Genomic DNA, 13,230 nt, shown 5'->3' with positions numbered 1-13,230 from the left:
ATGCAGGCCTTTACCGTACACCGTGGGATTGTCGCGCCGCTGGATCGCTCCAATGTCGATACCGACGCGATCATCCCGAAGCAGTACCTGAAGTCGGTCAAGCGTACGGGCTTCGGGCCCAACGCCTTTGACGACTGGCGCTACCTGGACCCGGGCGAGCCCGGTATGGACAGCTCGCAGCGCCGCATCAACCCGGACTTTGTGCTCAACCAGGCGCCGTTCGACCAGGCAAGCATCCTGCTGGCGCGCAAGAACTTCGGCTGTGGCTCCTCGCGCGAGCACGCGGTGTGGGCGCTGACCGACTTCGGTTTTCGTACGGTGATCGCGCCGTCGTTCGCGGATATCTTCTTCTCCAACAGCTGCAAGAACGGGCTGCTGCCGGTGGTGCTGGCCGAGTACGAGGTACAGGCGCTGTTCGATCAGGTCGAGGCGAACCCGGGCGCGCAGGTCGAGGTGAGCCTGGAAGAGATGACCGTAGCGGCACCGGACGGTACCGTGTTCCGTTTCACGCTCGATGAGGATCGCCGCCACCGCCTGCTGAACGGCCTGGATGACATTGCGCTGACGCTGCAGTACGCCGATGACATCCGCGCCTATGAGGAGCGCCAGCGCCGCGAGTGGCCCTGGATGGCGGAGCAACGATAGAAACGATAGAGATGGCGCGGGTGGCTTGAACCCGGGCCTCGTCATTGCGAGGAGCGAAGCGACGAAGCAATCTCCCAAACAATGGCCGAGCGCAGGTAGCGGGATCCGGTGGTTTCGCCCGGAGATTGCCACGGCCCCTACGGGCCTCGCAATGACGAGGTAGAGGTGCCGTCACTGCGACGAAGCAACCTCCGTCCGGAACCACCGGATCCATGTGCCGGCGCTCTGCCAGCTTCCGGAGGTTGCCACGGCCCCTGGCGGGGCCTCGCAATGACGGGGCCGGGGCGCACCGTCATCGCGAGGAGCGCAGCGACGTGGCGATCTCTGTGGGTGGCCCCGGCGTCGGCCGGGACGAACGTCGTGGTTCCGTCCGGAGGTTGCCACGGCCCCTTGCGGGGCCTCGCAATGACGGTGCTATTGGAATCGTACAAGTAAAAGCTAACAGTTGGTTAGGAGAGGTTTGTGAGCCGAATTCTGGTATTGCCCGGGGACGGGATCGGGCCCGAGATCGTGGCCGAGGCGCTGAAGGTGCTGGAGCGTGTGGGCGAGATCGGCGGCCTGGATCTGGAGATCGAGCAGGGGCTGATCGGGGGCGCGGCGCACGATGCGGCAGGTCACCCGTATCCGGAGGCCACCCGCGAGGCGGCGCGCCGCGCCGACGCGATCCTGCTCGGCGCGGTCGGCGGCCCGCAGTACGAGTCGCTGGAACGCGACCTGCGCCCCGAGCGCGGACTCCTGGGTATTCGTTCGGATCTGGGCCTGTTCGCGAACCTGCGGCCGGCGATCCTGTATCCGCAGCTGGCCTCGGCCTCCACGCTGAAGCCGGAGGTCGTCAGCGGGCTGGATATCCTGATCGTGCGCGAACTGACCGGCGGGATTTACTTCGGCCAGCCGCGCGGGATCGAGGAGCGCAATGGCGAGCGCTATGGCTTCAATACCGCCGCCTACAGCGAATCGGAGATCGAACGCATCGCGCGGGTTGGTTTCGAGTCCGCGATGAAGCGCGGCAAGCGCCTGTGCTCGGTGGACAAGGCCAATGTGCTCGAGGTCTCGGAGCTGTGGCGCGAGGTGGTCGAGCGCGTCGGGAAGGAATTCCCCGAGGTCGAGCTGTCTCACATGTATGTGGACAACGCGGCCATGCAGCTGGTGCGTGACCCCAAGCAGTTCGACGTGATGGTGACTGGCAACATGTTCGGCGACATCCTGTCCGATGCCGCGGCCATGCTGACCGGGTCCATCGGGATGCTGCCCTCGGCTTCGCTGAACAGCGAGGGGGTCGGTCTGTACGAGCCGATCCACGGCTCCGCGCCGGATATCGCGGGGCAGGGCAAGGCCAATCCGATGGCGACCGTGCTGTCGGTCGCGATGCTCTTGCGCCACAGCCTGAATCGTAATGACCTGGCCGAGCGCATCGAGCAGGCTGTGGGGCGGGTGCTGGATCAGGGGCTGCGCACGCCGGACATCTTTGGTGAGGGCATGACGCTGGTGGGCACCCAGGGGATGGGTGATGCCCTGGTGGCTGCGCTGGAGGGCTAGGCGTTGTAGCCAATGATGCGTTTCGCTGCGCTCAACGCATCCTACGAATGTTTCAACGGATCAATATTTTGCAGTTAGAACTTAAACCGGGAATGAACGATGAGTGACCGCAAGTTTGACGTGGCCGTGGTGGGCGCAACCGGCGCCGTCGGCGAGACCCTGCTCTCCATCCTGGCAGAGCGCGACCTGCCGCTGGGCCGTGTGCATGCGCTGGCCAGTTCGCGCTCGGTCGGCAAGACGGTCGCCTTCGGCCGCCGCGAGCTGGAGGTGGAGGATCTGGCCACCTTCGATTTCTCCACCGTGCAGATCGGGCTGTTCTCGCCGGGGGCCTCGGTGTCCGCGGAGTACGCCCCGAAGGCGGCCGCGGCCGGCTGCGTGGTGATCGACAACACTTCGCAGTTTCGCTACGACCCGGAGATCCCGCTGGTGGTGCCGGAGGTCAATCCCGAGGCCGTCGCCGGCTACAAGAAGCACGGGATCATCGCGAACCCGAACTGCTCCACCATCCAGATGCTGGTGGCGCTGAAGCCGCTGCATGACGCGGTCGGCGTCGAGCGCATCAACGTCGCCACCTACCAGGCCGTCTCCGGCACCGGCAAGGATGCGATCGAGGAACTGGCCCACCAGACGGCGGCGCTGCTGAACGGCCGCCCGGTGGAGTGCAATGTCTATCCCAAGCAGATCGCGTTCAACGCGCTCCCGCACATCGACGTCTTCCAGGACAATGGCTACACCAAGGAAGAGATGAAGATGGTCTGGGAGACCCGGAAGATCATGGGTGACGAGTCCATCCTGGTGAACCCGACCGCCGTGCGCATCCCGGTGTTCTACGGCCATTCCGAGGCCCTGCACATCGAGACCCGCGAGAAGATCAGTGCCGAGAAAGCGCGCGAGATCCTGTCCGCCGCACCCGGCGTGACGGTGCTGGACAAGCACGAGGACGGGGGCTATCCGACCGCCGTGACCGAGGGTTCCGGCAAGGATGCGGTGTTCGTCGGACGCATCCGCGAGGACATCTCGCATCCCCGCGGGCTGGACCTCTGGGTGGTGTCCGACAACGTGCGCAAGGGGGCCGCGTTGAACACAATCCAGATTGCCGAGGTTTTGATCCGGGATTACCTGTGATTTAATCCGGTAAAAGTCCGGGAAAATTCATACCCGGCAACACGCGGCCAGGGGGCGCTGGGGCCAGGAAGATGGCCCCAGGCGATGACAGGCCGCGCGGCACATTCAGGGGGGATTCGTGCGCAAGTTACTACTCGGGCTACTGCTCTTGCTGCTGGTTGCACCGGCATCATCGAATTCGGTGAGTTTCGGTGAGGTCAACCTGCAATCCCATCTGAACCAGACCTTGCGGGCGGAGATTCCGCTGCGCGGGGGTGCCGCAGCCAGTGATTCACTGCAGGTGCGCCAGGCTTCGGAAAACGAATACCGGCGCGCAGGCATGAGCCGCGGCAGTGTGCCGGGCGACCTGAACATCCAGGTTCAGGGTGAGGGGTCCGATCGTCGGGTGGTACTGACCACGCGTCAGCCGGTGCGCGAGCCCTATGTGGGCATCCTCCTCGAGGCCCGCTGGGATGGTGGGCGCTCGATGCGCGAAGTCTCCCTGTTGCTCGATCCGCCGGACACCATGCCTTCCGGAGCGGCCGCTCCGGTCCCGCGTGACACCGCTCGGGGGGCACCGCGTCGACAAGACACGCCGATGCCGCGTGAAGGTGAGTCCTACACCGTGCGCAGCGGCGATACCCTCTATCGCATCGTGGAGCGCGCGGGTCTGGCCGGTATGGCGGATCAGGCGATGGTGGCGTTCCTGGAGGCCAACCCCGACGCGTTTTCTGACCAGAACATCAACAGCCTGCGCGCGGGTGCCGAACTGACCGTCCCGTCGCGTTCGGAGCTTGAGTCGCGCAGTGCGGCCGAGGCGCGGCAGGAAGTGCAGCGGCAGGTTCAGGCCTGGCGCGACGGAACGGTGACGGCAGCCCGCGAAGAACCCGAGCCTGAAGAAGCAGCGGAAGTCGAGACGGAAGTCGAAGCGGTCCCGGAAGAGGATGAGACGGTAGCGGAGGACGACGAGGCCGCCGCGGATGACGCCGTGGCCGCTACGGACGAGGACGATGAAGCGGCCGCGGCTGACGACCGCCTGGAGATTGTGACAGAACTCCTGCCGGAGACGGATGAAGGCGCGGCTGCCGCGGCCGAGTCCCCCGATCTGCTCCAGGAAGCCATGCTGTCCCAGCGCGCCGAGATGGAGGGGATGCGCGATCAGATTACAGAACTGCGCGAGGAACTGGGTGAGCGAGGCCGTCTTGCGGAGCTTTCGAGCGAGAATATGGCCGAGCTGGAGGAGCAGCTGAGCCAGCTGCGGGCGGAACGCAATGAACTGATGGCACGGCTCGATCGGGCCGATGCCGAACGCAATGCGCCGCTGCACGAGCGGATCATGAACGATCCGCTGCTGCTGATGATGGCGATTGCACTGGTGATCCTGCTGCTGCTGGTGCTGTTGGCCTTTGCGCGCGGTGGTCGGCGCGAGGTGGTGGTTGAAGAGCGTGCCGCCGGCATGCCGGCGCGGGCGGACAACAGCGGTGTGCGGGCCGCGGCCGCGGATCCCGTCGGCTACGAAGCGCGTGAGATCGATGGTGCGGGCGCGGGATCGAGCGGCGCCGGTGCAGCCGTAGCCGGAGGGGCCGCAGCGGGCCTGGCGGCCGGAGCGGTCGCGGGCAAGGACGATGATCGCGAGCAGTCGGACGAGCCGGAGGAGTCGGTGAGTGAGCCTGTCGTGGTGAGCTCCAGTGGCGACGCTTCGGTGGACGACGTGCTGGCGGAAGTGGATGTCTGCCTGGCCTACGGGATGAATGATCAGGCCGAAGAGACGCTGACCCAGGCCATCGAGCGCGATCCGGATAATTCCCAGTATCGTCTGAAGCTGGTCGAGGCGCGCATGGCGCTGGGCGACGAAGAGGGCGCCCGCGAGGCGGCATCCGCCCTGCGCGAACGCCTGCCGGCGGACGATGTTGAAACCCGCAATCATCTGGCGGAGCTGGAATCGCGTATCGGTGGCGCCGATGATGACAGCGCTGGACCTGCGGGCGCTCCGGCGGGTGTCGAAGGTCTGGGTGCTGCGGTGGAGCCGCAGGCGGCGGGTGACGGCGAAGCGCCGAACGAAATCGACTTCTCCGGCCTGGATCTCCCGGATGTGAAATCCGAAACCGAAGATCTCGGGGACACCGCCGAGCCACAAGAAGAGACCGATTCCGGGCTGGCCTTTGATTTCGACGAGACCTTCGATGAAGGGGCTTCGACGCCTGCGGAGAAGACGTCTTCGGAAACGGACGAAGCGCGCAGCGACGACCTGAACGACTTGTCATTCGATATCGACGACAGCGATCTGCCGAACCTGGATGAAGAGACCCGGGGCGACGCGGCTGGGAGTGACATCCCGGCATTGGATTTGGGAGCCGACGATTTGCCGGCTGCCGGCCAGGAAGAGGACTTGCCGCTGGAGGGCGATGCCTCTGCGCCCATCGGGGCGGACGAAGACAATGAGACACGGTTGAGCCTGGCGCAGGCCTATGCGGACATGGGCGATGACGAGGGCGCGCGTGAACTGATCGACGAGATTGTGGCCACCGGGTCGGACGACCAGAAGGCCCAGGCGGAGGCGATTCGTCAGCAATTGGACGGCTCCTGAGCCGTCCATCTGTCTTGTGAAGAGTATCCTGTCGCGATGATGCGGCAGGGTTTCGATAGGCAACAAGAAACGGCCGGGTCGGCGTCCCTGTGGGCGCTCCCGGCCGTTTTGCTGGTGTCGGTGGTGCTGGCGACCGCGAAGCCGGCCGTGGTGCTGGCAGTGCTGGTTGGCGCGGTCGGGTTGGTATGGGTCGGGCCGTTCGCCTGGCGGCGATGCGGGCGCCTGCTCTGGCGACTGAAATGGTTTTATCTCTCGTTGCTGGTGTTCTTCGGCGTATGGCCAGTCGAAGCAGGCGGGGATTCGGTGCTGGCCGGCCTGAGCGAGGCCGCCTGGCGGATCGGGGCGTTGGCGCTGGTGGTGGTGCTGGTGGTCTGGCTGACGGAGCGTTTCTCGCGCGGCGAGCTGGTCTGGGCGCTGTCGACCTTGTTGGCGGGTCCTCGTGGTTGCTTTGGCGCGTGGGGCGCGCGCTTCGCGCAGCGGCTTTTTCTGGCTCTGGCGCTGTTCGAGTCGGATCGGGTTAATACCGAGCGCGAACGTGAGCAACTCCGGGGTGGATGGCGGGAACGACTGCAGGCGGCGCGCGACTGGCTGATTGCTCGGCTGGATCGGGCCTTGAGTGGGGAGGTGCCAGCGCCAGGGGCTCGCGAGTCCCACCAGGACATGGACGAGGTTCGGAAAGAGGGCGCGGGGGCCGTGGTGTGGTTGTGGACAGTGGCGGTTGCAGGTGGCTGGATCGCCTGGTGGTGGTGATCGGGTGATGACAAATACGACTTCGGCAATGCGTGATGCAGACCGGGTGCCTGGAGCGGTTTGTCAGCGCTGGGCGTTGGGGGTCGAGTACGACGGGCGTGGGCTGCTGGGCTGGCAGCGTCAGAAAGACGGCCCCAGCGTGCAGGGGCATCTGGAAGCGGCGCTGAGTTTCGTGGCCAATCACGGGATCGAGCTCAGCTGCGCGGGGCGCACGGACGCGGGTGTGCATGCGACCGCTCAAGTGGCGCACTTTGACACTTCGGCGGTGCGGGAGCGGCATTCCTGGGTGTTGGGGGTAAACAGTCGCCTACCGGACGGGATTGCCCTGCGCTGGGCCGAGCCGGTCGCTGAAGACTTTCATGCGCGTTTCAAGGCATTCGGTCGCCGCTATCGCTATGTGATCGCGAATCGAGCGGTGCGGCCTGCACTGGAAGCGGGGCGGGTGGCCTGGTGGCGCCGTCCGCTGGATGCCGCGCGGATGCACGACGCGGCGCAGGTCTTCGTGGGCGAACACGACTTTTCCAGCTTGCGCGCCGCCGGGTGCCAGGCCAAGTCGCCGATCCGGGAGGTGCACTTGATTGCGGTCCAGCGGCGGGGTTCGTATGTGATTCTGGATATCCATGCCAATGCCTTCCTGCATCACATGGTGCGCAATATCGCCGGGGTTCTTCTGGCGATCGGCGACGGGCGCGAAGAGCCGGGCTGGGCTGCACGGATTCTTGCGGCTCGCGACCGGCGCGTCTCGGGGATCACGGCGCCGGCCGGCGGGCTTTATTTCGTGCACGTCGACTATCCGCCCGAGTTCGCTCTCCCCAGTGCCGAGGGGCCGATGCTGGAAGGGATCCCCGGCAATGGGGCGATCTGATTGCGGGAAAGGGGTCGCGGGCCGCGGTTCTGGTAGGCTTTGGCGCTTGATGAATGAGGCCGGAGCGGGATGCGCTATCGGGTAAAGATTTGCGGGATCACGACGCCGGAGCAGGCGGTGGCCGCGGCGCGTGCCGGGGCCGACGCGATTGGCCTGGTGTTTCATCCGCCCAGCCGCCGTTATGTCGAGCCCGACCAGGCGGCGGAGATCGCTGCGGCGCTGCCGCCCTTCGTGACGACGGTGGGGCTGTTCGTGGATCCGGAGCCGGCGCGCCTCGAGGAGATCCTTTCCGGGGTGCGCCTGGACTGCCTGCAGTTCCACGGTCATGAATCGGCAACGGAATGTGCGCGTTTCGGGTACCCCTATCTCAAAGCGGTGTCGATGAACGAGACGGGTGATCCGCGGCCGGTGATGGACGCCCACCCCCAGGCGCAGGGCTTTCTGCTGGACAGCCATGGAGCCGGACGTAGTGGCGGTTCCGGCCACCGGTTCGACTGGGACACGGTGCCCGATGGGCTGGACCGGCCCTGGCTGCTGGCCGGGGGGCTGGACGAGGATTCGGTACGCGAGGCGCTGGAACACCTGCGCCCGTACGGGGTCGACGTAAGCTCCGGGGTCGAGAGTGGCCCGGGAATCAAGGATGCACGGCGCATGGAGGCCTTTGTGAAGGCCGTGCGCCAATGCGAGGTGAACGAATGAGCAAGATCGACTGGGCGGCGTTCCCGGATGCCCGCGGGCATTTCGGGCCCTATGGCGGGCGCTTTGTGTCCGAGACGCTGATGGGTGCGCTGGACGAGCTGCAAAAGGCGTACGAGCAGTACATGGGCGATGCCGATTTCATGGCAGAGCTGGACCATGATCTGAAGCAGTTCGTCGGGCGACCCAATCCGCTTTACCACGCCGAGCGCCTGTCGAAGGAGCTGGGCGGGGCGCAGGTGTACTTCAAGCGCGAAGACCTGAACCACACCGGCGCGCACAAGGTGAACAACACCATCGGTCAGGCCCTGCTGGCCAAGCGCCTGGGCAAAACCCGCATCATCGCGGAGACCGGTGCCGGCCAGCATGGCGTGGCCACCGCGACCGTGGCCGCGCGCCTGGGGCTGGAATGCGTGATCTATATGGGCGAGGAGGACACGCGCCGCCAGACTCCGAACGTTTTCCGTATGCGTCTGTTAGGGGCCGAGGTAGTCGCGGTGAAATCGGGCACGCGCACGCTGAAGGACGCCTTGAACGAGGCGATGCGCGACTGGGTCACGAATGTCGACGACACCTTCTACATCATCGGTACCGTCGCGGGTCCGCATCCGTATCCGGCCATGGTGCGGGACTTTCAGGCCGTGATTGGCCGTGAGGCGCGGGAGCAGCACCTGGAGATGACCGGCAAGCTGCCGGATGCCCTGGTGGCCTGCGTAGGTGGGGGCTCCAACGCCATCGGCCTGTTCCATCCGTTTCTGGATGACGAGTCCGTGGAAATGATCGGCGTCGAGGCCGCGGGCGCGGGCATCGAGTCCGGCCGGCATTCGGCTCCGCTCTGTGCGGGGCAGCCGGGCGTGCTGCATGGCAACCGCACCTACCTGATGGAGGACGAGCATGGGCAGATCGTCGGGACGCACTCGGTCTCCGCCGGGCTCGATTATCCGGGCGTCGGACCTGAGCACGCCTGGCTGAAGGATACGGGCCGTGCGCGCTATGTCGCCGTGACCGACGACCAGGCGCTGGAGGGCTTTCATCGGCTCACCCGTACCGAGGGCATCATCCCGGCACTCGAGACCTCCCACGCCATCGCGCATGTCCTGGAGCTCGCCCCGACCATGCGCCCGGACCAGAGCATCATCGTCAACCTGTCGGGCCGGGGTGACAAGGACCTCAACACCGTGGCGGAACGCGAAGGAATCACGCTATGACTCGCATCGAGCAACGTTTTGCCAAGCTGCGGTCGGAGAACCGTGCTGCGCTGGTGCCCTATGTGACCGCGGGAGACCCGGAGCCGGCCGCCACCGTGCCGCTGATGCATGCGCTGGTGAAGGCCGGTGCGGACCTGATCGAGCTGGGGGTTCCGTTCTCCGACCCGATGGCGGATGGGCCGGTGATCCAGAAGGCCTGCGAGCGGGCGCTGCGCTACGGCACGAGCCTGCGGGATGTGCTGGGCATGGTCGCCGAGTTTCGCAAGACCGATCCCGAGACGCCGGTGGTGCTGATGGGCTATCTGAACCCGGTCGAGCGGATGGGTTACGAGACTTTTGCCGAAAAGGCCCGTGAGGCGGGGCTGGACGGCCTGCTGACGGTGGACCTGCCGCCCGAGGAATGCGACGACGTCGCGGGGCTGCTGGAAAACGCGCAGATCGCGCCGATCTTCCTGGTGGCGCCCACGACCTCGGACGAACGCATTGCCCATGTATCGCGCGCGGGGCGGGGGTTCATCTACTACGTGTCGCTCAAGGGCGTGACTGGTTCGCAGACGCTGGATACCTCCGCGCTGGCCGAGCGCCTTGAGGCCATTCGCCAGCATACGAATCTCCCGCTGGGTGTGGGTTTTGGAATTCGCGACGCCGAGACGGCCGGGCGGGTCGCGCGCGTGGCCGATGCCGTGGTCGTGGGCAGCGCGATCGTGCGTCTCGCCGAGGAATTTGACGGTGACCCGGTCGGTTTCGCTCATGCCGCGTCCGAGGTCGTCGCGGGGATGCGCGTGGAGATGGACCGCGTGCGCGCGTCCGGCGTCGAGGCGTCGGTGTAGTAGAATGCGGCGCTCGCAGGACTAAGGGATTCAGGATGAGCTGGTTTGAAAAACTGATGCCTTCGCGCATCCGTACCGACAACAGCAGCAAGCGGGGCGTGCCCGAGGGGCTGTGGGTGCGCTGCGAGGGCTGCGACGCCACGCTGTACCGCCCCGAGGTGGAACGCAATCTCGATGTCTGCCCGAAATGCGGGCATCACCGGCGCATGAGCGCGCGGCGTCGTCTGGAGACCTTCCTCGATCAGGAGGGGCGCGAGGAAATCGCCGCTCAGATCGAATCTTCCGACGTCCTGAAGTTCCGCGATTCCAAGAAATACAAGGACCGTCTGGTCGCCGCGCAGAAGTCGACCGGCGAACGCGACGCGCTGGTCGTCATGCAGGGCCAGCTGATGGGGCGCCCGCTGGTGGCCTCCGCTTTTGATTTCCGCTTCATGGGCGGGTCCATGGGTTCTGCGGTGGGCGAGCGCTTTGTCCGCGGTGCCAACCGTTCTCTGGAGCAGCGCATTCCGCTGGTCTGCTTCAGTGCGTCTGGCGGGGCGCGGATGCAGGAGGCCTTGTTCTCGCTGCTGCAGATGTCCAAGACCAGCGCGGTGCTGGCGCGGATGCGCGAGGAACGTATCCCGTTCGTCTCGGTGATGACCGACCCCACCATGGGCGGCGTCTCCGCGAGCCTTGCGATGCTCGGCGATATCAACGTCGCCGAACCCAACGCCCTGATCGGTTTTGCCGGTCCGCGCGTGATCCAGCAGACCGTCCGCGAGACGTTGCCGGAGGGCTTTCAGCGGTCCGAGTTCCTGCTCGAGCACGGTGCGGTCGACATGATCATTGAACGCGGCGAGATGCGCCGTCGTCTGGCCTCTGTGCTCGGCATGCTGACGCACGGGCCGGCCCCGGCCCCCGAGGCGCCTCCGGTCGAGGAAGAAGAGCCGGAGGTGGAAGTGATTCGTGCGGAGGACACCGGCGAATCGACGGATGCCCCGCGCTCTACCTGACTCCATCCGTGCGCTACGCCACACTGGCTGAATGGCTGGCCTTCCAGGAGCGATTGCACCCGGTGGGGATGGACCTCACCCTGGAGCGCATCGCCCTGGTCGCCGATCGGCTGGGGCTGCGTGGTCCAGGGGCGCGCCGTACGGTCATTGTCGCGGGGACCAACGGCAAGGGCACGGTCACCACGCGCACGGCAGCGCTGTTGCAGGCCCAGGGCCTGAATGTCGGGCTCTTCACCTCTCCTCATTTGCTCCAGTACAACGAACGTATCCGCTTGAACGGCCGCCCGGCTTCGGACGCAGACCTGTGCCGGGCATTCGAGGCGATCGACCAGGCTCGGGGTCACGATTCGCTGACCTATTTCGAGTTTGCAGCCCTGGCTGCGGCCTGGCTCTTCCGTGAGGCTCGGGTCGACGTGCAGGTGCTGGAGGTCGGGCTTGGTGGACGGCTGGATGCTGTGAACATCTGGGATGCGGATGTGGCGGCGGTTACCGCCGTCGATCTCGACCACCAGGCCTGGCTCGGTGATTCGCGCGAGGTGATCGGGCACGAGAAGGCCGGCATCATGCGTGCGGGGCGCCCCGTGGTGCTCGGCGAGTTGTCGCCTCCCCAGAGTGTGCTGGACCATGCCCAGGCGCTTGCGTGTCGTACTGTCCGCCTGGGCCGCGATTTCGACCTGCTGGTTGAACAGGAGCGGCTCGTCTGGCGCTGGAATGGGGCCCAGGTCGAGTGGAATGTCCCGCTGGCGCGTGGGCTGAGTGGTGCGGCGCTGGCAAATACCGCCACCGCGCTGGCGGTGGTCGAGTCGCTTGGCATGGACGCCGGGCTGAGTGCGGCCACAATGGAGCGGGCTCTGAAGGTGCGCCCGCCGGGCCGTCTGCAGCGCCTGAATGGCCCGCCCGATTGGCTGCTGGATGTGGCGCACAACGCCCAGGCCGTCGCCGAGCTCGCCCGCTGGCTGCGCGAGAACCCGTCGGCAGGCCCGACCGTTGCGCTGGTGGCGGTGATGGCCGACAAGGATCGCAGTGCCATGTGGCGCGACCTGGACGGGCTAATCGATATCTGGATTCCGGTACCGCTCGATCTCCCTCGGGCCCTTCCTGCCTCCGATCTGGCCGGGGAGCTGGAACAGGTGGGTCAGTCCGGGGTCCGTCCGGCTGGCGATATCCAGCAGGCCTTGAAACAGGCCGCCGAATCGGCAGGTTCACAGGGTCGTTGCGTCGTATTCGGCTCGTTTCACACGGTGGCTGCGGTCCTTGAACAGGCACCGAAGCTGGCTGCTGCGGCCTTGAGAGAGTCACTCCCGGACTCAGCGGTAGCGGAGGGAGTGTGACATGGCGAGGCTGAAGCGGATCATTCGCCTTGCCCGGGCGGGCGCGTGCGGCGTAAGGTCGCTGGGAAGACCCGACGCACGGGACCCCAATGCGAACATGGCATGACCACCGATAATCCCATTCGCTTTCGCCTCACAGGCGCGGTGATCCTGATCGTGATCGCCGTGATCTTTCTCCCGTGGCTGTTTGATGGCGCGGGCTATGAACACATGAGTGGTATCGATGACCCGGTCCCCGATGCCCCGACCTTCGCCGCACCCGATATCGCGCTTCCTTCCGAACGCGAGGCAACGCCTCCGCGACCCGAGCGTGAGGGGGAAGGGGAGAGCCGAATTGCTGACCTGCATGCGCTGGAGAACGGCGAGGAGGGTCGCGAGACCGCAGCTGACAAGGACAATGGGCCGATCCCCGAACCAGTGGAAGCCGCTCCGGAGTCCAGGGCGATCGAGGCCGGCTGGGCTGTCCAGGTGGGCAGCTATCGGGACGGAGACAATGCGCGCGAGGAGGAGGCGCGCTTGCGCGAGGCCGGCTTGCCGGCGTTCATCGACGAGTCGGAGGCTGAGGGGCGCAGCATCTATCGAGTCAAGGTTGGACCGGTGGCGCAGCGCGACGAGGCCCAGAAGCTGGGCGAGCAGCTGAAGGACGAGCTCGATATTACCGGCATCGTGGTGACCTTCCCGTGAGG

General features: G+C 66.1%; 12 protein-coding genes. All 12 read left to right on the top strand.

From position 1 onward, the window contains the following. The 12 genes from leuD to F791_RS0110505 all read left to right on the top strand — a co-directional run bounded on the left by leuD (nt 1) and on the right by F791_RS0110505 (nt 13,228). Nucleotides 1-645: a 3-isopropylmalate dehydratase small subunit gene (gene leuD / locus F791_RS0110560; RefSeq protein WP_019592553.1), complete on the top strand. Its 645-nt coding sequence runs from the start codon at nt 1-3 to the stop codon at nt 643-645. Nucleotides 646-1,107: 462 nt separating this feature from the next. Then, entirely contained in the window at nt 1,108-2,181 is a 1,074-nt protein-coding gene (gene leuB / locus F791_RS0110555) for a 3-isopropylmalate dehydrogenase (protein ID WP_018875312.1), read from the top strand. 99 nt (nt 2,182-2,280) lie between these two features. Continuing rightward, nucleotides 2,281-3,306 (top strand): aspartate-semialdehyde dehydrogenase, encoded by a 1,026-nt coding sequence (locus F791_RS0110550; RefSeq protein WP_018174230.1) that lies wholly within the window; start codon nt 2,281-2,283, stop codon nt 3,304-3,306. Nucleotides 3,307-3,487: 181 nt separating this feature from the next. Next, nucleotides 3,488-5,872 (top strand): FimV/HubP family polar landmark protein, encoded by a 2,385-nt coding sequence (locus F791_RS0110545; protein ID WP_019592552.1) that lies wholly within the window; start codon nt 3,488-3,490, stop codon nt 5,870-5,872. 36 nt (nt 5,873-5,908) lie between these two features. Then, nucleotides 5,909-6,622, top strand: a complete 714-nt coding sequence (locus F791_RS0110540) for a hypothetical protein (RefSeq protein ID WP_018139346.1) — start codon at nt 5,909-5,911, stop codon at nt 6,620-6,622. Between the two features lie 76 nt (nt 6,623-6,698). Continuing rightward, complete coding sequence (gene truA, locus F791_RS0110535) at nt 6,699-7,487, top strand: tRNA pseudouridine(38-40) synthase TruA (protein ID WP_018139347.1); 789 nt, start codon at nt 6,699-6,701, stop codon at nt 7,485-7,487. A 69-nt stretch (nt 7,488-7,556) separates the two neighbouring features. Next, nucleotides 7,557-8,186 (top strand): phosphoribosylanthranilate isomerase, encoded by a 630-nt coding sequence (locus F791_RS0110530; RefSeq protein WP_019592551.1) that lies wholly within the window; start codon nt 7,557-7,559, stop codon nt 8,184-8,186. Continuing rightward, nucleotides 8,183-9,391: a tryptophan synthase subunit beta gene (gene trpB, locus F791_RS0110525; protein WP_018139349.1), complete on the top strand. Its 1,209-nt coding sequence runs from the start codon at nt 8,183-8,185 to the stop codon at nt 9,389-9,391. The genes F791_RS0110530 and trpB overlap by 4 nt, the downstream gene beginning before the upstream one ends. After that, nucleotides 9,388-10,221 carry a tryptophan synthase subunit alpha gene (gene trpA, locus F791_RS0110520; RefSeq protein ID WP_018994923.1) on the top strand — a complete coding sequence of 278 codons (834 nt, stop codon included), beginning with the start codon at nt 9,388-9,390 and terminating at the stop codon, nt 10,219-10,221. Before trpB ends, trpA begins: the two co-directional genes overlap by 4 nt. A 35-nt stretch (nt 10,222-10,256) precedes the next feature. Further along, a complete protein-coding gene (accD, locus tag F791_RS0110515; RefSeq protein ID WP_018139351.1) occupies nt 10,257-11,213 on the top strand; it encodes an acetyl-CoA carboxylase, carboxyltransferase subunit beta in 957 nt (318 codons plus the stop codon). An 8-nt stretch (nt 11,214-11,221) separates the two neighbouring features. After that, nucleotides 11,222-12,544 (top strand): folylpolyglutamate synthase/dihydrofolate synthase family protein, encoded by a 1,323-nt coding sequence (locus F791_RS0110510; RefSeq protein WP_019592550.1) that lies wholly within the window; start codon nt 11,222-11,224, stop codon nt 12,542-12,544. A 102-nt stretch (nt 12,545-12,646) separates the two neighbouring features. Further along, nucleotides 12,647-13,228, top strand: a complete 582-nt coding sequence (locus F791_RS0110505) for an SPOR domain-containing protein (protein WP_018139353.1) — start codon at nt 12,647-12,649, stop codon at nt 13,226-13,228. Nucleotides 13,229-13,230 lie beyond the last annotated feature (2 nt).

This window comes from Thioalkalivibrio sp. ALRh, assembly GCF_000381425.1.
GTDB lineage: Bacteria > Pseudomonadota > Gammaproteobacteria > Ectothiorhodospirales > Ectothiorhodospiraceae > Thioalkalivibrio.
This window is presented reverse-complemented; position numbering and strand designations above follow the sequence as displayed.

Coding starts and splice junctions, on each gene's coding strand:
- leuD (WP_019592553.1), top strand. CDS start 1: ATGCAGGCCTTTACCGTACACCGTGGGATTGTCGCGCCGCTGGATCGC.
- F791_RS0110550 (WP_018174230.1), top strand. CDS start 2,281: ATGAGTGACCGCAAGTTTGACGTGGCCGTGGTGGGCGCAACCGGCGCC.
- F791_RS0110540 (WP_018139346.1), top strand. CDS start 5,909: ATGATGCGGCAGGGTTTCGATAGGCAACAAGAAACGGCCGGGTCGGCG.
- F791_RS0110530 (WP_019592551.1), top strand. CDS start 7,557: ATGCGCTATCGGGTAAAGATTTGCGGGATCACGACGCCGGAGCAGGCG.
- trpB (WP_018139349.1), top strand. CDS start 8,183: ATGAGCAAGATCGACTGGGCGGCGTTCCCGGATGCCCGCGGGCATTTC.
- trpA (WP_018994923.1), top strand. CDS start 9,388: ATGACTCGCATCGAGCAACGTTTTGCCAAGCTGCGGTCGGAGAACCGT.
- accD (WP_018139351.1), top strand. CDS start 10,257: ATGAGCTGGTTTGAAAAACTGATGCCTTCGCGCATCCGTACCGACAAC.
- F791_RS0110505 (WP_018139353.1), top strand. CDS start 12,647: ATGACCACCGATAATCCCATTCGCTTTCGCCTCACAGGCGCGGTGATC.